This is a genomic window from Myxococcus sp. CA051A (assembly GCF_013336705.1).
In the GTDB taxonomy this organism is placed as follows: domain Bacteria; phylum Myxococcota; class Myxococcia; order Myxococcales; family Myxococcaceae; genus Myxococcus; species Myxococcus llanfairpwllgwyngyllgogerychwyrndrobwllllantysiliogogogochensis.
In genome coordinates this window covers 1,284,469-1,304,687 of record NZ_JABUMS010000001.1, presented here as the reverse complement: position 1 = coordinate 1,304,687, position 20,219 = coordinate 1,284,469, and the positions used below count along the sequence as shown (strand labels likewise).

At 68.0% G+C, this 20,219-nt stretch carries 15 protein-coding genes; 9 read left to right on the top strand and 6 right to left on the bottom strand.

Features of this window, described 5'->3' with window-relative positions; translation table 11 throughout:
* Positions 1-76: 76 nt before the first annotated feature.
* From cglF to HUA74_RS05305, 3 genes are all read right to left on the bottom strand, one after another.
* A complete protein-coding gene (gene cglF / locus HUA74_RS05315) occupies positions 77-349 on the bottom strand; it encodes an adventurous gliding motility protein CglF (RefSeq protein WP_174453616.1) in 273 nt (90 codons plus the stop codon).
* A 125-nt stretch (positions 350-474) separates the two neighbouring features.
* The gene (gene gltE, locus HUA74_RS05310; RefSeq protein ID WP_174453615.1) at positions 475-1,944 is read right to left on the bottom strand and encodes an adventurous gliding motility TPR repeat lipoprotein GltE; all 1,470 of its coding nucleotides are present in this window, start codon (positions 1,942-1,944) and stop codon (positions 475-477) included.
* On the bottom strand, positions 1,944-5,525 hold the full coding sequence (locus HUA74_RS05305) for a tetratricopeptide repeat protein (protein ID WP_174453614.1): 3,582 nt from the start codon (positions 5,523-5,525) through the stop codon (positions 1,944-1,946). The genes gltE and HUA74_RS05305 overlap by 1 nt, the downstream gene beginning before the upstream one ends.
* 282 nt (positions 5,526-5,807) lie before the next feature.
* Here HUA74_RS05305 and HUA74_RS05300 point away from each other — a divergent pair, with 282 nt between their 5' ends.
* The 3 genes from HUA74_RS05300 (at position 5,808) to cutA (ending at position 7,834) form a co-directional block, all read left to right on the top strand.
* Complete coding sequence (locus HUA74_RS05300) at positions 5,808-6,470, top strand: hypothetical protein (protein WP_141647498.1); 663 nt, start codon at positions 5,808-5,810, stop codon at positions 6,468-6,470.
* 61 nt (positions 6,471-6,531) lie between these two features.
* Positions 6,532-7,497, top strand: coding sequence for an ATP-binding protein (locus HUA74_RS05295; RefSeq protein ID WP_174453613.1), 966 nt, complete (start codon positions 6,532-6,534; stop codon positions 7,495-7,497).
* A 10-nt stretch (positions 7,498-7,507) separates the two neighbouring features.
* Positions 7,508-7,834: a divalent-cation tolerance protein CutA gene (cutA, locus tag HUA74_RS05290; protein WP_174453612.1), complete on the top strand. Its 327-nt coding sequence runs from the start codon at positions 7,508-7,510 to the stop codon at positions 7,832-7,834.
* Between the two features lie 27 nt (positions 7,835-7,861).
* Here cutA and HUA74_RS05285 read toward each other — a convergent pair whose 3' ends face one another.
* Positions 7,862-10,549: an ATP-dependent Clp protease ATP-binding subunit gene (locus HUA74_RS05285; protein ID WP_174453611.1), complete on the bottom strand. Its 2,688-nt coding sequence runs from the start codon at positions 10,547-10,549 to the stop codon at positions 7,862-7,864.
* A gap of 352 nt (positions 10,550-10,901) precedes the next feature.
* Here HUA74_RS05285 and HUA74_RS05280 point away from each other — a divergent pair, with 352 nt between their 5' ends.
* On the top strand, positions 10,902-11,357 hold the full coding sequence (locus HUA74_RS05280; RefSeq protein WP_174453610.1) for a hypothetical protein: 456 nt from the start codon (positions 10,902-10,904) through the stop codon (positions 11,355-11,357).
* Positions 11,358-11,590: 233 nt separating this feature from the next.
* On the opposite strand, the gene HUA74_RS05275 is transcribed toward HUA74_RS05280, so the two are convergent.
* Positions 11,591-11,983 carry a LysM peptidoglycan-binding domain-containing protein gene (locus tag HUA74_RS05275; RefSeq protein ID WP_141647503.1) on the bottom strand — a complete coding sequence of 131 codons (393 nt, stop codon included), beginning with the start codon at positions 11,981-11,983 and terminating at the stop codon, positions 11,591-11,593.
* A 410-nt stretch (positions 11,984-12,393) separates the two neighbouring features.
* Here HUA74_RS05275 and HUA74_RS05270 point away from each other — a divergent pair, with 410 nt between their 5' ends.
* A complete protein-coding gene (locus tag HUA74_RS05270; RefSeq protein ID WP_174453609.1) occupies positions 12,394-14,019 on the top strand; it encodes a nitrous oxide reductase family maturation protein NosD in 1,626 nt (541 codons plus the stop codon).
* Positions 14,020-14,129: 110 nt separating this feature from the next.
* Here the strand turns inward: HUA74_RS05270 and HUA74_RS05265 are convergent, their stop codons facing one another.
* Positions 14,130-15,323 carry an aspartate kinase gene (locus tag HUA74_RS05265; protein ID WP_174453608.1) on the bottom strand — a complete coding sequence of 398 codons (1,194 nt, stop codon included), beginning with the start codon at positions 15,321-15,323 and terminating at the stop codon, positions 14,130-14,132.
* Between the two features lie 228 nt (positions 15,324-15,551).
* On the opposite strand from HUA74_RS05265, the gene HUA74_RS05260 reads away from it, so the two are divergent.
* The 4 genes from HUA74_RS05260 to HUA74_RS05245 are packed head-to-tail and all read left to right on the top strand — an operon-like array spanning position 15,552 to position 20,219.
* Positions 15,552-16,274: an ABC transporter ATP-binding protein gene (locus HUA74_RS05260; RefSeq protein ID WP_141644831.1), complete on the top strand. Its 723-nt coding sequence runs from the start codon at positions 15,552-15,554 to the stop codon at positions 16,272-16,274.
* A 40-nt stretch (positions 16,275-16,314) separates the two neighbouring features.
* Positions 16,315-17,118: an ABC transporter permease gene (locus HUA74_RS05255; RefSeq protein WP_174453607.1), complete on the top strand. Its 804-nt coding sequence runs from the start codon at positions 16,315-16,317 to the stop codon at positions 17,116-17,118.
* Between the two features lie 36 nt (positions 17,119-17,154).
* Positions 17,155-18,714, top strand: coding sequence for a Gldg family protein (locus HUA74_RS05250; RefSeq protein ID WP_174453606.1), 1,560 nt, complete (start codon positions 17,155-17,157; stop codon positions 18,712-18,714).
* Positions 18,711-20,219: a DUF4340 domain-containing protein gene (locus HUA74_RS05245; RefSeq protein WP_174453605.1), complete on the top strand. Its 1,509-nt coding sequence runs from the start codon at positions 18,711-18,713 to the stop codon at positions 20,217-20,219. The genes HUA74_RS05250 and HUA74_RS05245 overlap by 4 nt, the downstream gene beginning before the upstream one ends.

The following is a 20,219-nucleotide window of genomic DNA, read 5'->3' as shown; positions in this document are numbered from 1 at the left end:
GGGCTCCTGCGGAAGGTGGATGCTCGCTATGGACAACGCTCGCGCCGGAAGGTTCCCGCCGACGCACCGACGCTTGTTACAGCTCGCCCACGGACTGCATCACCTTGTCCTCGAAGTCCTCGCGGATGCGGATGAGGTTCGAGTGCTTCACCGTCTCACGCGCCTCGATGTACTCGCCGTCCGGTTTGGTGAGGTCGCCTTCGATGGTGTCGTCCTCGAAGTCGATGTTCGTCGTCTTGGAGTAGCGCACATTGCCCTCCGCGCCCCCACCTGACGGCTTGGCCGCATCATCCTGGGCGAAGGCCGGAGCCACCGCGAGCACCGCGCACAACATCAGAGCCTTCCGCATCACTGCCTCCCACAAGGGCCCCGCCGGGCCCGTTCGACGCCGCATGTCCAGACAACGGACAGCGAAGGTTCGCATCATCCCCCCGGGGCTCGCCACAGCGAAGGCACCCGGGGACATCCCAACTTTCACAGCAGGTCGTCTTCAGGCTCACCCGGCTCGGAAGGATCCGTCGTGCCTGCATTCTTCTTCTCCTGAGCCCCCGCTGCGGGGGACTGAGGAGGGGCCGCCGGCGGCTGGGGCGAAGAGCCCCCCGCCGGAGTGGCCTGGGCGGAAGTACCCGTGCCCGTGGCCGGAGCCACCGCGGCGCCATTGGGCGCGGGGGCCTGGGGCGCCTGCTTCTTCTCCGCGGCCTGCATCTGGGCCTGCTGCTTCTTCTGGAGGTCCTCCATCTTCTTCGCCTGCTCTTCGGCCGCGACGGCCTCGCGCTTGGCGCTGACGATGGCCTCCGCCTCACGCAGCAGCCCGAAGACGGGGGCCTCGCCGGACAGGGCCACCTCTCCGCCCGCCGTGGCGATGTACCGCTTGTAGAGCTCCACGGCGCGCTCGGGGGCGTCCTTCACCTTGTGGAGGAGGATGGCGCGGTTGAGGTGGACGGCCGCCAGCTCCGGGTCCAGCTTCTCCGCTTCGTCATACTCCTGCATCGCCTTGTCGTACTGACCCTGGCCCTTGTAGGAGAGGCCCAGGTTCAGGTGCGCGGTGGCGTTCTTCCCGTCCGCCTGGAGGATGCGGCGCAGGTGCTCCTCCGCGCCGGGATAGTCCTCCGCGTCCAGCGACAGCTGCGCCAGCGCGACGTGCGACGGGACATAGTCCTCGCGCGCCTCCAGCGCCTTCTTGAAGGACAGCCGAGCGTCATCGGCATCACCCTCGCGCAGTTGGATGAGGCCCACCGAGTGGTGCAGCTCCGGGTCCGCGCCGTCCAGCTTCACGCCGCGCAGCGCCACCAGCTTCGCCATCGAAAGCTGCTTGCGGTCCAGGTAGCTGCGGATCATCACCTTCAGCGCGGTGGTGGACGTCGGATCTCTCATCAGCGCGCCACGGGCCAGCTCCATCGCCTTGTCGTGGTCGTTCTGCTGCCGGTAGATCTCCGCCAGGCGCGCGCGGGACTGCGCGTCGTCCGGATAACGCTGGAGGACCTCCTGATAGAGGGCCACCGCGCCGGCCACGTTGCCGCCGTTCTGCTCCATGACGGCCAGGTTCTCGGACGCCTGGCGCAGCGAGGGCTTCTTGGTGAGCGCCGCCTTGTAGCGGGCCTTCGCCTCCGGGATGTTGCCCTGACGCTCGGCGATGACGCCCAGGTTGTACTCGGCCTCGGCGAGGTTCGCGTCGGACTCCAGCGCCGACTTGAACTTGCGCTCCAGCGCCGGGTAGTCGAACGCCTTGGCCTTCTTCTGCGTGTCGAAGGACTTCACCGCGTCCTCGAAGCGCGCCTTGGCCGTGTTGGAGATGGGCGGAGGCGGAGCGTCCTTCGGCTGCGCCGTGGGGTTCTTCGCCACGGGCGCGGGAGAAGTGGCCTTGGACGCGGTGCAGCCGGCCGCGATGAGCGACGCGGCCGCCAGGAGGGGGAACAGGCGCATGGTACGGGTCGTCCGGTTCATTAGAGGAAGTCCTCCGGCTCCTCGTCGGCCCCAGCCGCCTTGGCGGGCTTGGTGCCGTCCGGGGTGGAGGCGGTGGCCTTCGTGTCCACCTGGGTCTCTGTCTGCGAGCGCAGCTGCGCGGTGAGGTCCGTGAGGTCCTCCTGCAGCGCCTCCTTCTGGTTCTTCTGCTCCGCCACGGCCTTGGGCGCCGGCGGCGGCACGTCCTGGATGCCGGCCAGCACGTCACCACCGATGATCTGCTGGCGGCTCTTCAGCGCGACCTTCTCCTCCGGCATCTCCGGATAGCGGTCCGGCTGGTAGGTGGTGCGCAGCAGCTTCAAGCTCTCCGCGGCGCAGGCGTTGAACACGTCCAGCTCGCGGCTCTTCGCCACCGTGGCGGCGAACGCCTCCGTGGCCTTGTCCTTGAGCGGCTGGGCCTGGTTGGTGAACTCGTCGCGCAGCGCCTGCTGGGCCTCTTCGTCCAGGCCGCGCGGCATGGGCGCGTTGATGACGCTGTGGGCGAAGTGGTCATACGCCAGACCAATGCGGTTGAGCGCGCAGAGCGACGGCTCCGGAGCACCCAGGGACACCGTCTGCACGTACTTCTTCTCCACCACCTGCAGCGCGCGGCTCTTGTCCTGGATGCTGGCGCGGAAGCGGTCCGGCGACGGCGGCGCGCCCCAGTACAGCTTCAGGCGCTTGTACTCCGCCCAGTCCAGCTCCACGCCCAGGAACTGCGCCTGCGCGGCGGTGGCCAGCGCGGGCTTCTCCAGTGTGGTCTGCACGCGGCGGGGGAGCTGGTCGAAGTGCTCGCCCACGCGCTTGTACATGCGCGTCACGTCGCGCGACTTGTTCATCTTCTTGTACAGGTCGATGATCCGTCCCTCGGCGGTGAGGAACTTGCTGGCCGAGCGCATGTTGTCGCGCTCGTACTCTTCCAGCATCTTGATGGCCCGCATCGCCGCGCCGCTCTTACCGGTCAGCTCGATGATGGACAGACGGATGTCATCCGCGTCCTTCGCCTTCGGCCACAGCTCCAGGTAGCGCTCGCGGTTGCGCAGCGCCGCCTTCGTCTGGCCCAGGCCCTCGCGGTAGGTGGACGCGTTGAACAGCGCCACCTGCGCCTTGGCCTCGTCCCACTTCTGCGGCACCGCCGGCTTGTCGTCGCCGCCGCCCTTCCTGTTGGACTTGCTGGACTTGCTCGGGCGCGCCTTGCCGCCACCCTTCTCCGACACGCTGCGCTCGTAGCCCTTCACGTACAGCTCGTAGGTCGTCGCGGCCTGCTCGAAGTCGCCAATGGCCTCCAGCGCTTCCGCGTTGGCGTAGATGGAGTCCGGCACGTACTTGGAGCGCGGATACTGGGCGAAGAGCCGGGCCCGCACTTCAATCGTCTTATCCAGCATCTTCGCTTTGTAGTAGTCGACGGACGCGTTGTAGAGCGCCAGGTCGGCGATCTCCGTCTGCGGGAAGTCGTGCACGAAGTTGAGGTACGCCTCGGCCGCCTTGGAGAACTCCTTCTTCTCCTCCAACTGGCTGACCAGCTTGAACGACGACTGCTCAATCAGCTTGGCCAGGTCGTCGCGGAACTTGCCCGTGGCCAGCTTGTCGTTGGCGTAGAAGCGCCGCGCCCACTCGTTCACCTTCGCGAAGTCCTGGAGCAGGTTGTACGAGTCGAGGATGAGGTTGGCGCTGATCTCCGCGGCGCGGTCGCCGTTCTCGAACTTGTACTCGGGGTAGCCGAGCGCGATTTCGCTGAAGCGCAGCACCGCCTCGTCGAAGTGGTTGTGGCGGTAGTAGATGTTCGCCGCCTTGAAGGCGATCTCCACCCGCTTGTCACCCTTGGGCACGTACTTGAGGTAGCGCTCGCACGCATCCAACAGCGCCTTCTTCAGCGTGGGGATGGCGGCCTTCTTCGACAGGTCCGTGCCCACCGATTCGCTCTTCGCCTCGCCACGCGCCTCGGCGGCCTTGACGACCTCGTCGTAGGCCAGCACGGCGTTGTAGGACGCGTTCGGCAGCCACTTGCCCGGCTTGCCCGGCTTCAGCTTGCCCTTGTCGTCCTTGGCCTCCAGCACCTTGGCGTCCTGGAGCACGACGAGCGTGTAGTTGGCGGCGGCCTTCTCGTAGTTCTGCAGGTTGTCGTTGAGCAACTCCGCCCAGAAGAAGCGCAGGTCGTACGCCTTGGGGTTCTCCGGGAAGAGCGTGAGGTAGTCGCTGTAGACGGCGTCCGCGTAGCGGAACGTCTCCTCGTTGCGCGTCTTGCGGCCCTCGTTGTGCCAGGTGACGGCGAGGTTGGAGAGCGTGCGCTCGGACAGCTCCTTCGCCTCCGCGAGCAGCTTCTTGTCCTTGTCGTCCTTGATGACGCCGGAGCTTTCGACCTCCTTCATGATCTTCACGAGCCGGCGCACCTGGGCCACGGTGCGCTCCTTGTTGCCCATGCGAAGGATGCAGTCGACGATCTTCCCCTGGAAGCCGGGCGCCTCGGGCGACAACGGCTTTTCCTTGATGAGGGAGTTGAAGGTGATGGCCGCTTCGCGGTCCTTGCCGTCGCCGTAGTACATGTTGGCGAGCTGCTTGAGCATCGTGAAGCGGTCCTCCGGATTGGAGGCCACCTTGCCGAAGTCCGCGCGCGCCTGCGCCACGTCGCCCTCGTGCGCGTACGCTCGCACGTAGTCGGTCCGGGCCTCACGCACCAGCGAGCCTCGGCCGCTCTTGCCGCCGTCCTTCTCCACCGCGTTGGCGCCGGCCAGTTCGCCGTACAGCACCACCGTCTTGAACTTGTCCTTCGCCGCCGTGTAGTCACCCAGGTTGTAGTGGCACCAGCCCTGCTTGTAGAGGGCGAACGCGTACACCTGGCTCTCCGGGAACTCGGCGGCCTTCTTGTAGGCCACCAGCGCCTTCTCCAGCTCCGGGCGCTTTCCCTTGGAGTTGTTGAAGTAGTACTCGCCGAAGGCGAGGTACGCGTCCGGGATGTACTTGGACTTCGGGTGCTTCTCCACCAGGCGCTTGAAGGCGACCAGCGCCTTGCGGTCCTGGCCTTCCTCCATCAGGTACTGACCGAGGAAGAAGAGCACCTCGTCCGTGCGCTCGAACTTGGGGAACTCCTGGACAATCCTTGTGTACTGCTCGACGGCGAGCTTGCCGTACTCCTTCTGCTTCGCGACGAACTCCGCCTTCTCCGCCTTGGCCTGTTGCTGGCCCGCGGCGTCGTTGCGGTTCATCGCCTTGATGAGGTCGTCGTCCTTGCGGTTGGCCTCGAAGAAATAGAACTTCGACTCCTCCCAGTAGAACTCTCCCAGGCGGAACAGGAGGCTGGGGACCTCCTTCGGATCCGGCGACAGGGAGATGATCTTCTTCAGCGAGACGATCTGCTCGCGTCGCTTGGAGGCCACCTGCAGCTCCACGCCCAGTCGGAACTGGTCGTACTGGAGCGCGGGGGCGACTTCTTCCTTCTTCTTCTCGCGGGTGATGTCGCCAGCCAGGGACTTGTCCACCGCGGTGGCGGACTTCTGGCCCAGGTCGGCGTCACGCGGCGCTTTCTTCTCCTGAGCGGCGGAGGCCGAGGCCAGGAGGACGAGGCAGACGAGGAGCGAACGGCGCATGGTCTTCCTAAGCGGGGGGGACCGGCGTCCCCGGTTGCCTACCAAACAGGCAAGTGGCCGGGAATCTTCGGGAATTTCCATTCGGGGAGAACCACTATGCGCGGTTTCCAAGTGCAGGGTCAACCCTGACTGGCTGGCCCCTCCAGAAGTGGAAAGCAGGCCGGCAAACTTCCAGAACTGCTGTGAAAAGGATGACAACACGGTTGCCTTGTCGGACCCACCGGGTATGGGGGAGCGGACGGCCGGCTGCCCGGTCGCCCTGCCTGGAGTGGGTGTCGGATCATGAGTCTGTTGCCGGAAAGCGCCAGCTTCGAGGAGCTGGTGCAGGACTACTTCCTCGCGGTGCGTGGCGCGGGGCTGATGCTCTCGGCATTGGACTCGGAGCTTCTGACATCCTGGGCCAGAGAAGGCGTTCCGTTCGAGGTGGTGGCGCGGGGCATCTCCCGCTCGGCGGAGAAGGCGCTGTGGGATGCGCGCCCCGGTGAGCCCGTGCTGCGAAACCTGCGTGCGTGTCGGCGGCAGGTAGACGCGGAGATCAAGAAGTACCGTTCGCTGACGGCGGGCGCGGGTGAGACACCGGCGCCGGAGGCTCCCTCGCGACGTCGGAAGGCGCTGTCGTGGGAGGAGACCCGACATGCCCGGCTCGTCGACGCGCTGGAGGACCTCGCGGGGCGGGAACAGGCCCTGGCGCCCCGGGTGGCGTGGCTGCGCGGCACGGTGCTGGCGAGCATTCCGGGGGAGCCCGCCGCGCTCGATGCGCAGGAAGCCCTGAGTTTCCTGGCGCTCCTGAGAGCCCTCCCCTTCCTGCAGCGACGCGAGGTGTGGCGTGACGCACTTTCGGTGGGTTCTGAACAGCAGGTGATGTCGGTGCGCGCGCGAAGGCTCTCCCGGCGCTTCCGGGTGGTGGCCGCGGTGCGACGGCGACTGGGTGTGAAGGAAGTCTGAGGGGGCGACACAACTACTGCTCGCCCGTTCAGTTTGCGAGGAGGCGGGGAAGGGCTCTGCTATGGCGATGCGCGAGACGGGTGTGGGAGCGAAGGCGACTGGGGAGGGGTGCCGCGTCTGTGCCGGCCGGACGTATGTCATCGAACGGCACGGAGACCAGGCGCAGGCGCGCGTGTGCGCATGCTCGGAGAACTGCTCCATCTGCGGCGGGCGCGGCCATGTGCTGGTGGAGCGAGAGGGCGTCTTCAGCCAGAAGGTGGGGCCCAAGCGCTACGAGGTGATGGAGCCCTGCACCTGCACGCGGCGGATGCGGCGGGTGACCATCTTCAACGACGTGCGGCTGCCCGGCGTGGTGGCGCACGCGTCCTTCGACAACTACCGCGCCTTCAACGAGGCCCAGGACCGGGGCCGCGGGGTGGCGATGCACTTCGGCCACCAGTACGTGAAGGGCGCCACGTCCAAGGGCTTCATCCTGAGCGGCCCGGTGGGCACCGGGAAGACGCACCTGCTCGCGGCCACGCTGGGCCACCTCGTCATCGAGATGGGAGTGCGCGCGCGCTACGTGGAGATTTCGCTCCTCTACGCCACCATCCGGCGGGGCTTCCAGGACGGCAAGAGCGGCGGAGAAATCATCGGGCCGCTGTCGGAGGTGGAGGTGCTGGCCATCGACGAACTGGGCAAGGGACGCGGCAGCCCGTTCGAGATGGAGACGCTGGATGAGCTCATCGCCCGCCGCTACAACGCGGGCCGCACCACGCTGTTCGCGACGAACTACTCGCTGGAGCCGGAGAAGAAGCAGCGCCCCCTGGGCCCCACCGGCTACCGGACGACGGAAGACGCCAAGGCGGTGGTGAAGGAAGCGGAGCTGCTGCGCGAGCGCGTGGGCGAGCGCATCTACAGCCGCCTCTGCGAGATGTGCACCTTCGTGGAGCTGCCCAAGGACACCCCTGACCGCCGACGCACGCGGCAGGAAATGGACACGCTCCACCAGCCCCCCACCGGCGGCATGCGCAGCGCCGGGCGGTGACTCGGGCGCCATGACCGACGCCATCCTGGTCCTCGTCACCGCGCCCTCCGCCGACAAGGCCGCGGAGCTGGCGAGGACCATCGTGGAAGAACAGCTCGCCGCCTGCGGCAACATCCTCCCCGGCCTGCGCTCCATCTATCGCTGGGAGGGCAAGGTGCAGGACGACACGGAGGCGCTCATCCTCTTCAAGACGAGAGCCGCGCTCTTCGACACCCTGCGCGCCCGCATCATCGCGCTGCACCCCTACCAGGTGCCCGAGGTGCTCCGCGTCGACATCGCCGGCGGCCACGCGCCCTATCTCGCGTGGATTCTCGACAACACCCGCGCCTCTCCCTGAGCAGCACCACCGCGCGCGTCGAGGCACTCACGTGGCGGGTGGAACAGGAGTCTCGGGGGGCTTCGGCTCCGCCTCCGCGGGCGCCCCCGGTTCCGCCTTGAAGACGAAGTGTCCGTCCTGGAAGTCGACCCGGATGCGCTGGCCCTCGCTCAGCTCACCGCGCAGCATCATCCGGCTGAGCTCCGTCTCCAGCTCGCGCTGGATGACGCGGCGAAGGGGACGTGCGCCATAGCGGGGCTCGAACCCCCTCTCGGCCAGCGAGTCGCGCGCCGCGTCCGTCAACTCCAGGCCCACGTTCTGCCCGTGCAGCTTGCGGCGCGTGGCCTCCAGCATCGTGTCGACGATGCGTCGGAGCTGCTCGGGGTTGAGCGGATGGAAGACGATGATTTCGTCGATGCGGTTGATGAACTCCGGCCGGAAGTGCCCGCGCAGCGCGTTCATCACCGCCTCGCTGGCCCGCTCCCTGACCGTCCGCTCCTCGTCCCCCGAGCTCTGGAAGCCGAGCGCCGCCCTCGCGGCCCCCATCGCCTCCGAGCCCAGGTTGGACGTCATGATGATGACCACGTTCTTGAAGTCCACGGTGCGGCCGCGTGAGTCCGTGAGCCGCCCGTCGTCGAGAATCTGCAGCAACAGGTTGAACACGTCCGGGTGCGCCTTCTCCACCTCGTCGAAGAGCAGCACCGAGTACGGCCTGCGACGCACGGCTTCCGTGAGTCGCCCCGCATCCTCGTAGCCCACATATCCCGGGGGCGCGCCGATGAGCCGGCTCGCCGTGTGGCGCTCCTGGAACTCGGACATGTCCAGGCGAATCATCGCGGCCTCGTCGTTGAACAGATACTCGGCCAGCGCGCGCGCCGTCTCCGTCTTGCCCACGCCCGTGGGCCCCAGGAACAGGAACGAGCCGATGGGACGATTCGGGTCCTTCAAGCCCGCGCGAGCCCGGCGCACCGCCTCGGAGATGGCGCGCAGCGCGTCCTCCTGTCCCACCACGCGCTGCTTCAGCGCCTCCTCCATCTCCAACAGTCGCTGTCCCTCTTCCTGTTGCAGCTTCCGCGCGGGGATGCCCGTCCACTCGCTCACCACCGTGGCGATGTCCTCCGGCGTCACGGCGGGTTCGGTGACACCTCGCTTGAGCTGCCACTGCGTGCGCAGGCCTTCCAGCTCCGTGCGCAGCGTGTCGAGTTCGCCCTTGAGTCGGCTCGCCTCTTCGTAGCGCTCCCCCGCCACCGCCGCGCTCTTGTCCTTCTCCTTCTGCGCGAGCATCGCCTCCACCTCACCCAGCCGGTCCGGCGCGGTGCGTGCGCCCAGCCGCACCATGGCCGAGGCCTCGTCGAGCAGGTCGATGGCCTTGTCTGGCAGGAACCGGTCATTGACGTACTTGTCGGACAGCTCGACGGACGCGGTGAGCGACGTGTCGAGAATCTTCACGCGGTGATGCGCCTCGTACGCATCGCGCAGTCCTCGCAGGATTTCGATGGCCTGCTCCGGCGTGGGCTCGGCCACCATGACGGGCTGGAAGCGGCGCTCCAGGGCGGCGTCCTTCTCGATGTTCTTCCGATACTCATCCAGCGTCGTGGCCCCCAGGCACTGCAGCTCTCCGCGAGCCAGCGCCGGCTTGAGCAGGTTGGACGCATCCACCGCGCCCTCGGCACCGCCGGCGCCCACCACCGTGTGCACCTCGTCGATGAAGAGGATGATCTGCCCCTTGAGGGCGCGAATCTCGTCCATCAGTCCCTTGAAGCGCTCCTCGAACTCGCCCCGGAACTTCGTGCCGCCCAGGACACTCCCCAGGTCCAGCGACAGCACGCGCTTGTCCTTGAGCACCTCGGGGACCTCTCCCGCGACGATGCGCTGGGCCAGCCCCTCCGCGATGGCCGTCTTGCCCACGCCCGGCTCACCGATGAGCACCGGATTGTTCTTCGTCTTGCGACTCAGGATGCGAATGACGCGACTGATTTCCTTCTCGCGCCCGATGACCGGGTCCAACTCTCCCGCGCGCGCCAGCACCGACAAGTCCCTGGTGAAGCGTGTCAGGTTCGGCGGAAGCCCTCCGCTTCCCTGCCGCCCACCGACTCCCGCCGAGGGCGCCGCGGGCCCCCCCACCGAGGCGACCAGGCGCTTGCGCAGCTCATTGACGTCGACGCCCGAGAGGAACTGCGCCGCGTAGCTCTCCGCCTCCATCAGGATGCCGAGCAGCAGGTGCTCCGGTCCAATGAAGCTATGCCCCATCTGGAGCGCCTGGAGGCGGGCAATCTGGAGCACGCGCTTGACGCCCGAGGACAGCGTCACCCCCTGGGCCTTGCGCGGCTCGCGGCGGGGCATCACCGCGTCCAGGCGCGCCTCGAACTCGTCCACGGGCGCGCCTGCGTGCTTCAGCGACTCGCGCAGCTCCGGAACGGAGTGGAGCAAGGACAGCAACAGGTGCTCGATGCGCATCCGCTCGTAGCCCGAGTCGAGCGTCATCCGCGCCGAGCGCTCCAGCACCTGCTGCGCCATCTCCGACAGCTGCGTCAGCAGATTCTCCCGGCCCCGAGGGCGAGGGCCCATCATCTGCTCGACGAGGCTCTCCAGGCTGCCGAACCCCTTGGCGTCCCCCAGCCCCACGCCCATCGCGCTCGCGCAGTGGTTGCAGAAGTTGAGGATGGCTTCCTGCCCGTTCATCCGCTTCTTGAGCATGACCGCGGCTGGACGGGTCCGGCAGTTCTGACACAGCATGGTCGACGACCTCCGCGCTCCACTCCCGGGCAAGCTAGGAATGGCGCGGGCCGAGGACCACGGAAGGCCGCTTCACGAAGGGCGGGCATCCTGACGAGGCCTCATCCTCTCTCTCGTGAGAGGCGCTCTCACGACTCCACCGCCCCACCCCCAGGATGGAGGAAGGCGTTGGCTCGCGACGTTGCGCTGCGTGCGCTTCGGACGAAGCCTGTGACGAGAGTCCTCAGGAGTCCGAGTGATGTCCCAAGACCGACTTCCCCCGCGGCGAGGACCTGCGCCTCTTCCCCGGACCCCTCTTCCCGAGGGAACATGTCCGGCATCCGGCCGAATGTCGCCAAGGCCCCTGACGCCCATGCCCCTTCCGTCTCCGTTCCATTCGCGCCGAGTGCTCTCCACGCTCCTGGCGGCGTCGCTCCTGGGCGCGTGTGCAACCGCGCCTCGCGCCGTGAAGGACGAGGGCACCGAGCGCATCGAGAACATCATCGGGCGACCGGACCGCGAGGAGCCCATTCCCGAGGGCATCTCCTTCGTTCCGGACACGAGTCCACTGCCGGAGGACGCTCTCGCCGTGCTCGACGAGCCAGCGACGACCGACGAGGAACCACCACCGCCACGAAACACGGTGGAGACCTATCTCGAGCAGCCCTCGTCGCCGTACTCCACGATGCAGCTGCTGGGCCTGTGCACACCGCCCCGGCACGGTGCCTTCCACGCGCCCCATCCGCCCGCATGCACACTGGCGCCGGGCAGCATCCGGTTCCACATCGGTCCCAGGCCCGGGGGCAGCATCCCGGGACTGCTTCCCTGAGCCGGACTCACACGCCCCTCTTCGAAGAACCGGAGAGCAGCGGGCCGCGACTCACGAGCCAGCGCACCTCGCGCCAGAGGTCGCCCGCGCGGAGGCATACGAAGCCCCGCGCCTTCTCCACGGGCTCGCGCGGGAGCGGGCATGAGTCGGCCTCGACACGACGAACCGCTCACTCGGCTTGAGCACCCCGTGCATCGAAGGAGCCCCGAGGCTCCCCCGACACGACGGAGCGCTCAAGCCTGGGCGATGGACTTGGGCGGCAGCTTGAGCACCTGGCCCACCTTGATGTGGTCCGGGTCCTTGAGCTGGTCCTTGTTGGCCTCGAAAATCTTCGGGTACAGCTTCACGTCGCCGTAGATGTCCTTGGCCAGCTTGCCCAGCGTGTCGCCGGACTTCACCGTGTAGACGCCATACGGCTCCGCGTGCGTCACGGTGAGGTTCACCATGACTTCCTGCTGCCACTGCGTGTGCTTCGCCTTGATCTGGTCCCAGATGCGGTCGCGGTCCCACGCGTAGTCCACCGAGCCCTTGAGGATGAGCTTTCCATTCTCCTCGCGGGACTCGACCTTCGCGCCAATCGTCTTCGCCACGTCGAGCACGTCCTTGTAGTCGTTTTGCAGGGCCATGGGCGTTCCTCCAGTCGTCGGGTCAGGTCGCACGATGTCCACGTGACTGCCGCCGTGCGAGGGAGCGCACTGTAGGCACGCGGGCCTCGGCTCCCGTCTTGCCCTCCAGGCCCTCACCACTGCGTGGCAGCTGACACTCTCGCGAGGACGCCGGCTCCGTCGCTCCACGACAGTCCCCACGAGCACCCGCGCTTCGGCAGGAGAGCAGCCGGCGGTCCCTTTCCATTTCGCATCGGGTTCGTGGTAGCGAATGAGCACCGAGCCACGGCGCTCCTTCACCAGTGCATCACGCGCGGGAAGGATGACAGGCCGCCTGCTTCACGAGGGGCCGTACGGCACAGGCCAGCAGAATACCGCTCGCCCTCCCGAACGTTCCTTGGCTCGCTCAACCCCCAGAGGAGTCGACCCCCATGTCCACGCTGCGCAGCCTGTGCCTCATCGGAGCTTTCTCCGTGGGAGCCCTCGCCTGTAACGGAAACAAGGAGCCCCCCTCCCCCTCGGGCACCATTTCCCTCCCCACCCGTCCCACGCCTCCCCCGACCCAGCCCTCTCCCGAGCCGACGACGCCTCCCGTGACGCAGGTGCCCACGCCGTCCCCGGAGCCCACCACACCTTCGCCCGTTCCCACGCCCGAGGAGCCAGCCCCACCTCGGTACTCGCGCGAGTGGTACGTCAGCCCGTCCGGCAACGACACCGCCGCCGGCTCACAAGCCAGTCCGCTGCGCACCATCGCCAAGGCGCTCACCCTGGTGGGCCCCGGTGAAATCATCCGCGTCCAGCAGGGCACCTATGCGGAGAAGCTGGTGCTCGACTCCAATGTCCGCGCCGGCACCACCAGCGCGCCCATCACCCTGCTCGGCGAGGGCAAGCCCAAGCTCGTTCCCACCTCCAGTGGCTGGTACATGGTCCTGGTGCAGCGCCCGAACTGGCGCATCGAGGGCTTCGAGTTCGACGTGAAGAGCCAGCGGCAGATCGCCGTCACCTTCGCCGGAGACACCCAGGGCACGGTGCTCGCCAACAACGACCTGCACCACGGCGCCTTCGGCAGCGGCATCAGCACGGACGCCAGCGCGCGCGGCGTCACCATCGAGAACAACCACATCCATCACTTCGCTCGAGGGTCCGACGACTCGCACGGCGTCGTCATCGCCCCCACGTCGAAGGACATCACCGTGCGCGGCAACGACATCCACGACAACTCGGGCGACTCCGTGCAGTGCCTCGGGCCCGAGGGCTTCAGCAACGACGCGCCCGCCAGCGGCGTCCTCATCGAAGCCAATCACATGTACGACAACCGTGAGAACGCCGTGGACATCAAGACGTGCCACGACGTCACCGTGCGCGGCAACCGCATGCACGGCTTCACCAAGTCCTCGACGTCACGAGGTGAGGCGGTGGTGGTGCACTACTCCGCGAAGAACGTCGTCCTGGAGGACAACGACATCTCGGACGCCGCGCTGGGCATCGCCGTGGGCGGCAACCGGGTGGGCGCCCCTCCGACCAACATCTCCGTGCGACGCAACCGCGTCCACTCGCTGAAGATGCCCGAGGGCTCCGCCATCCGCATCGAGAACGGCGTCGACGTGCGCGTGCTGCACAACACCGTCACCGGGACGAAGGGCTTCGCGCTGGTGCTCGGACATGGCACCGGTGGCGACTCCACCAACGTGGCGGTGCGAAACAACCTCTTCGCCACGCGCAACGCCGTCAACCTGGGGCCCTACACCTCCGGGCTGGACCTGGCCGCCAACGTGTACCTGCAGGGCGCGAACTTCACGAAGGGCAACTTCTTCATCCCCGAGGACTCCTGGGTGGGTGAGCTGCTGGCCGCGTGGAAGCAGCAAGGCCAGGACGTGAGCTCCGCCGAGTCCGCCAACGCGCTGGTGGACACGAACACCTTCATGCCCGGCACGGGTGCGGTCGACCGGGGCATGGACCTGGGCCTGCCCTTCTGCGGCTCGGCGCCCGACGTCGGCGCGGTGGAGTCCGACTGCCCCTCGGATGCCCAGGCCGCCACCGCGGCGCTCACCGAATAGCGTCGTCGAGAGAGGACCTCCCGGCTGGATACGAGGAGGTCCTCTCCCGTGCGCCCCTCGGTCCACGCGCGGCGACAGCTTGCTGTCGATGGAACGCGACTCATTGGACGTCACGCGCCGAGCAACTCCCGGTGCAGCCTCGCCGTCAGCGGCTTGAGGTGGGGCTTGTCCACGAGCAGCGTGAGCTGGAGCGGTGACGTGTGGGCCGCATGCACCTTCGCGCCGAGTTCCTCCGCCGCCGCCAGGGACTGCCTCAGCGGCGCCCAGTCCGCGTTGAGCCCCACGCCCACGCAGGTGACGGTGCCCAGCTCCTCGCGCCATGACACCGCTCCGTCGAAGCGCGTGGCCAGCTCCTTGCGCAGCGCCTCCGGCCCGTGGATGTCCGCCAGCGGAACCAGGAGGTACGCGTGGGCCGTGCCCCCCGGCAGCCCGTCGAAGCCCAGGGAGCGGCCTCGCACGCCTCGGGCGTCGAGGAACTCCAACAGCTCCGGCAGCGGCACCTGCCCGCCCACCGCCAGCACCGCCAGCTCCGAGTCCGCCGTCACGCCCTTCACCCGACTGTCCGAGGGCGCCGTCAGCTCGCGCACCACCGTGCCGTTGCCCGGGGCATGCGCCGTCCGCGCGAGGATGGCGATGCCGCGCGACTTCGCCCACTCCACCGCCTGCGCGTTGAGCACCTTGGCGCCCGCGCTCGCCAGCTCCTGCATCTCGTCGTAGCTGAGCGACTCCAGCTTGCGCGCATCCGGCACCACGCGCGGGTCCGCGCTGAAGATGCCATCCACGTCGGAGTAGATTTCACACGCCTCCGCCTCCAGCGCCGCCGCCAGCGCCACAGCCGTCGTGTCCGAGCCTCCGCGCCCCAGCGTCGTCACTTCCTTCTTGTAGGAGACGCCCTGGTAGCCGGCGACGATGACGACCTTGCCGCGCGCCAGCTCGTCGTGGATGCGATAGGGCCGCACCTCGACGATGCGCGCCTGTGCGTGCGCGTCGTTGGTGATGATGCCGCTCTGGCTGCCCGTGAAGCTGATGGCCGGCACCTCCATCTCCTGGAGCGCCATGGAGAGCAGCGCCATGGAGATGCGCTCGCCGCACGTCAACAACATGTCCAGCTCGCGCCGCGCGGGGTCCGGGGACACCTGCTTGGCCAGGGCGAGCAGCTCGTCCGTGGTGTCGCCCATGGCACTCACCACCACCACCACCTGGTACCCGGCGTCGCGCTTGTCCTTCACCCTGCGCGCCACCTTGCGAATCTTCTCCACGTCGGCCACCGACGAGCCGCCGTACTTCTGGACCACGATAGGCATGAGCGTCTCACTACCCCTGTTGGGCGTGTCCGGGGAACCACACCGAAGCGCAGTCTTGCAGGAGCCCGGCCAGCGCGGTGAAGCACCCGAGCCGGGAGCCGGGCGTCGCCTTGACACCCCAAGGTCGGCCCCTATAGTCGGCGACGGTCTGCCCGGGCCGTCCGAGAAACACCTCCACGGCCGGCGGCCCAGGGTCGAGCGCGTCTCTCCTGGAGCCTGCCCATGGCGATGATCGAGGTACAGCACCTCACCAAGCGGTATCGCGACCGCGTGGCCATCGACGACCTCACCTTCAGCGTCGAAGAGGGCGAAATCCTCGGCTTCCTCGGGCCCAACGGCGCGGGCAAGTCCACCACGATGAAGATTCTCACCGGCTTCCTCCCGCCCTCGGAGGGAGTCGCCCGCGTGGGAGGCTTCGACGTCTTCACGCACCCGCTGGAGGTGAAGCGCCGCATCGGCTACCTGCCGGAGGCGCCACCCCTCTACCCGGACATGACGGTGCACGGGTACCTGAAGTTCGTCGCGGCGCTCAAGCGCCTGCCCGCCCGGGAACTCAAGGGCGAAGTCGAGCGGGTGGCCGGCCTCACCGGCGTCACGCACGTGCTCGGCCGCCTCATCCAGAACCTGTCCAAGGGCTACAAGCAGCGCGTCGGCATCGCGCAGGCGCTGCTCGGCTCGCCCCAGGTCCTCATCCTCGACGAGCCGACGGAAGGGCTGGATCCCGCGCAGCGCGCGGAGGTGCGCGCGCTCATCAAGAGCCTCGCGGGCAAGCACACCGTCATCCTCTCCACGCACATCCTCCCGGAAGTGACGATGACGTGCGAGAAGGTCCTCATCCTCAACCAAGGGCGCATCGTCGCCTACGACGACCTCCGCAAGCTGGCCGGCTCCCAGGGCACCTCGGAGAGCGCGTCGCTGGAAGAGGTCTTCATCAAGCTGACCGCCGCCTGAGCGCGACGCCCGTCCCCTCCTTCAAGGAACCCCCCGGTCCATGCGCATCGCCCTGGCCATCGCTCGCAAGGAGCTGTCCCTCTTCTTCACCACCCCGTGGGCCTATGGCGTCTTCACGGCGATGGTGGCGCTCTCGTCCTTCTTCTTCGTGAACCTGCTCGCGACGTTCCAGCAGGTGCAGGAGCAGGCACGGGAAGTCACGTGGGCGATGATGCCTCCGGACATGACCGCCTACCGCAACCTCACCGACGGGGTGATGGTGCAGCTGTGGGGCATGGTCATCGTCATCACCCTCTTCATCGCGCCCTTCCTCTCCATGCGACTGTTCGCGGAGGAGAAGCGCAACAAGACGTTCGAGCTGCTGATGACCGCGCCAGTGCGCCCCATTGAAATCGTCCTGGGCAAATACCTGGGCGGACTGGGCATCATCTCCGCGACGCTGGGCCTCACGCTCATCTTCCCGCTGGTGCTCTCCGCGTTCGGCCACGCGGAGTCCGGCACCGCGCTGGAGTGGCCCACCGTGCTCCTGGGCTACGGCGGCATCCTGCTGTGGGGCGCCACGTGCATGGCTGTGGGCATGTTCATCTCCGCGCTCACGGAGAGCCAGATGCTGGCGGCCTTCCTCACCTTCGCGGTCCTCCTACCGTGGATGCTGCTGTCCGGCGTGGCGCAGGCCACGGAGGAGCCGCTGCGCTCGGTGCTGACGTACCTGTCCTTCGACGCGCAGTTGCAGAACATGCTCAAGGGCATCCTCGACGTGCAGACGCTCGTGTTCTTCGCCTCCGTCATCGTCTTCTCGCTGCTGCTCACCCACCGCACCGTGGAAGCGCGGCGCTGGGCCTGACATGGCCCGCGCTCACGCGAAAGGGAATCCCCGCACATGAATGCGACCCTCCTCGGTCGATACCTGGGCGCCTTCGGGCTCCTGCTGCTCCTGTCGAGCCCCTTCACCCTCTTCGTCACCTCCGGCAACCCCATTGCCGCGGGCGTGAAGGCGGCGGTGGGCCTCGCGCTGCTCGGCGTGTACCTGGCGACGAACCTGAAGCACTTCGGCAAGCTCGCCTCGCACCGCTCCAGCCTCTTCTTCCTGCGCTCGGGACTCACCGTGGTCGCCGCCCTGCTCGCGCTGGTGGCGCTCAACTACGTCGCCTTCCAGAAGAGTCCTCGCTGGGATTTGACGAAGGGACGCATCCACACGCTGGCGCCGCAGACGCTCGCCACGCTGGAGGCCCTGCCGGAGAAGGTCCTCGCCATTGGCTTCGTGCCTCCGACGCACGAGTCCTACGGCCTGTTGGACACGCTGTTCCAGCGCTACCGTGCGCAGGCGCCGGAGCACTTCGAGTACACGTTCAAGGACGCGCGCCGCAGCCCGGACCTGGCCGCGAAGTACCAGCTCAAGGAGGGTCAGGCGAGCGTGGTGCTGGTGCGTGGCGAGGCGCACACGACGCTGCAGGCCGTCTCCGAGCAGGACCTGACCAACGCGCTCATCAAGCTGAACGCGGTGGGCACGCAGCGGGTGTACTTCGTCACCGGCCACGGTGAGTGGCCGCTGGCCAAGGACGAAGCGGCCCCGAATGACCCGGGCGCCACCATGTCCGAGCTGCGCAGGCAGCTACTTCAGGAGGGATATGGCGCGGAGGCAATGTACCTGGCGGGCGCGACGGACGTGCCCCGGGATGCCTCGCTGGTCATCATCGCGGGTGCTCGCGCGCGCTTCACGACGCCGGAGGTGGAGGTGCTGCGCAAGTACCTCGCGGGCGGCGGCAGGCTGCTCTACTTCACGGACGCGGGGTTGGAGGACGGCCTGGGCGGGCTGCTGGCCGAGTACGGCATCCAGCTCGACGAGGGCATCGCCGCCGACGCGCAGTTCAACAGCGGCAATCCCTACGTGGTGCTCTCGCGGTTCTACAGCAACCACGCGATGGTGCTCCCGCTGCGGCAGCGCGGGCTGAACGTGGAGCTGCCCACGCCGCGCAGCCTCACGCTGCTGCGCGAGGGCCTCGCGGAAGGCGTGCGCGTGGAGCCCGTGGTGCACACCTCGCAGTACGGCTGGGTGGAGACGAAGCCGGAGGAGAACGCGGTCCCCTCCGATGGCGAGAAGACGGGCCAGCTCACGCTCGTGGCCGCCATCGTCCGCGACACGAAGAACGCCACCAACAAGCGCTTCGACGAGGCGCGGCTCGTGGTGATGGGTGACGCGGAGCTGCTGTTGGATCCGAACTGGGGCCATGAGCCCAACCGCAACCTCGTGATGAACGCGCTGGGCTGGGCCTCCAATCAGGTGACCAAGGTCACCCTGCGCCCCCCGGACCGCGAGGTGTCGACGCTGGAGCTGGACGCGGACGACATGGACCACATCCGCTTCATCTCCACCGACCTGCTCCCCCTCACCATGATGGGTCTGGGACTGGCCATCTGGCTGACCCGGCGGAACAAGTGAGCGCCACGGGCAAGGGACTCGTGACGGTGGCGGTCCTCGCGCTGGGCGCGGGAGGACTGACCTTGTCCGCGTGCTCCGACGGCACCTCGCGGCGAGGCTCCGAGACCCCGGCGGTGTCAGAGAAACTGTTCGCCCCGCCGTCCGGCGCGACACAGGGGGCGAAGGCCGCCGCGCCCGTGTTCACTCGCATCACCGTGCGGGCCCAGGGCGACACCACGGAGCTGGCGCGCGAGCCGGATGGCGCGTGGCAACTCGTCGCTCCCGTGAAGGCACGCGCGGAGGCCGCCGCGGTGGAGGCCCTGCTGGAGACGCTGGGGAGCACCGCGTCGAGCCCCCTGGTGAACGACGCGCCCACCGACGCCGACCTGGAGAAGTACGGCCTCAAGTCGCCCGTCTTCAGCGTGACAGCGCATGCCTTCCTGCCAGACGCGAGCGGCGGAGGTGAAGACGTCCCGAGCCGCCAGCACACGGTGACGCTGCACGGGGGCGTCGAGAACACCTTCGACGGGTCCGTGTACGTGCGTCGTGACGGGGACTCGAAGGTCTACGCGGCCCAGGGTTCGGTGCGGTGGAGCCTGGACAAGGACACCTTCGCGCTGCGCTCGAAGGAGCTGCTCGGCGGACTGGAAGCGACTGCGCTCGCGAGCATCGAGGTGCGGGCCCAGGAGCGAAGCTACGTGCTGCAGCACGAGACGGGCACGACGAAGTGGCGCCTGACGAAACCCGTGGCCGAGCGCGCGGACGAGGCTCGGGTGGCGACATTGTTGAAAAACTTGAAGGAGCACCGGGCGCTCGCCTTCCCCCCGGACTCCGCGCAGACGCGGAAGAAGCTGGGACTGGAGTCGCCGCTCGTCGATGCGCGCTTCACTCCGCTCTCGGGCGAGCCCGTGCGCATCCGACTCGCCCAGGTGATGGAGGACGGCACTCCGCGCATCCACGCGCTGCGGGAGCAGGGCCCAGACGCGGTGCTGGCCGAGGTGTCGGACGGCGCGCTCACGGTGCTCGACGTGGACGTCCACGAACTGAAGGACAAGCACGTGCTGAGCTTCCGGCGCGAGGACGTGCGACGCGTGGTGTTCCACCCTGGCGGAGGCGCGGCCCCCATCATCCTGGTCAACGCCTCGGAGACGGATGGCGGCACGGAGTCGTGGCGGGTGGAGTCACCGAAGCAAGGCAAGGCCCAGCACTTCCGCGTCGTCTCCCTGCTGCGCGCGATGGGCGCACTGAAGGCCACGAGCTTCGGAGACGCAAAGCCTCGAAGCTGGGCGAAGTACGGCATCGACGAGGCCTCACGCGGCGCGGTGCTGCTGGGCGCGGATGGACGCGAGCTGGCGCGACTGTGGCTGGGCGGCGACGTGCCCGACTCGTCGGGCTTGAGCTATGTGCGGGGTTCGGGGCCCGAGGTGATGGAGGTCTCCATCGAAGGACTCGTGCTGCCGGTGCGGGCTGAAGACCTGATGGAAGGCGCCCCCGCACCGGAGCCCACGGAAGCACGCGGTCCGTGA

Bases quoted from the DNA above. Each gene is read 5' to 3' on its own strand.
- cglF (WP_174453616.1), bottom strand. From the start codon at position 349: ATGCGGAAGGCTCTGATGTTGTGCGCGGTGCTCGCGGTGGCTCCGGCC.
- gltE (WP_174453615.1), bottom strand. From the start codon at position 1,944: ATGAACCGGACGACCCGTACCATGCGCCTGTTCCCCCTCCTGGCGGCC.
- HUA74_RS05305 (WP_174453614.1), bottom strand. From the start codon at position 5,525: ATGCGCCGTTCGCTCCTCGTCTGCCTCGTCCTCCTGGCCTCGGCCTCC.
- HUA74_RS05300 (WP_141647498.1), top strand. From the start codon at position 5,808: ATGAGTCTGTTGCCGGAAAGCGCCAGCTTCGAGGAGCTGGTGCAGGAC.
- HUA74_RS05295 (WP_174453613.1), top strand. From the start codon at position 6,532: ATGGCGATGCGCGAGACGGGTGTGGGAGCGAAGGCGACTGGGGAGGGG.
- cutA (WP_174453612.1), top strand. From the start codon at position 7,508: ATGACCGACGCCATCCTGGTCCTCGTCACCGCGCCCTCCGCCGACAAG.
- HUA74_RS05285 (WP_174453611.1), bottom strand. From the start codon at position 10,549: ATGCTGTGTCAGAACTGCCGGACCCGTCCAGCCGCGGTCATGCTCAAG.
- HUA74_RS05280 (WP_174453610.1), top strand. From the start codon at position 10,902: ATGCCCCTTCCGTCTCCGTTCCATTCGCGCCGAGTGCTCTCCACGCTC.
- HUA74_RS05275 (WP_141647503.1), bottom strand. From the start codon at position 11,983: ATGGCCCTGCAAAACGACTACAAGGACGTGCTCGACGTGGCGAAGACG.
- HUA74_RS05270 (WP_174453609.1), top strand. From the start codon at position 12,394: ATGTCCACGCTGCGCAGCCTGTGCCTCATCGGAGCTTTCTCCGTGGGA.
- HUA74_RS05265 (WP_174453608.1), bottom strand. From the start codon at position 15,323: ATGCCTATCGTGGTCCAGAAGTACGGCGGCTCGTCGGTGGCCGACGTG.
- HUA74_RS05260 (WP_141644831.1), top strand. From the start codon at position 15,552: ATGATCGAGGTACAGCACCTCACCAAGCGGTATCGCGACCGCGTGGCC.
- HUA74_RS05255 (WP_174453607.1), top strand. From the start codon at position 16,315: ATGCGCATCGCCCTGGCCATCGCTCGCAAGGAGCTGTCCCTCTTCTTC.
- HUA74_RS05250 (WP_174453606.1), top strand. From the start codon at position 17,155: ATGAATGCGACCCTCCTCGGTCGATACCTGGGCGCCTTCGGGCTCCTG.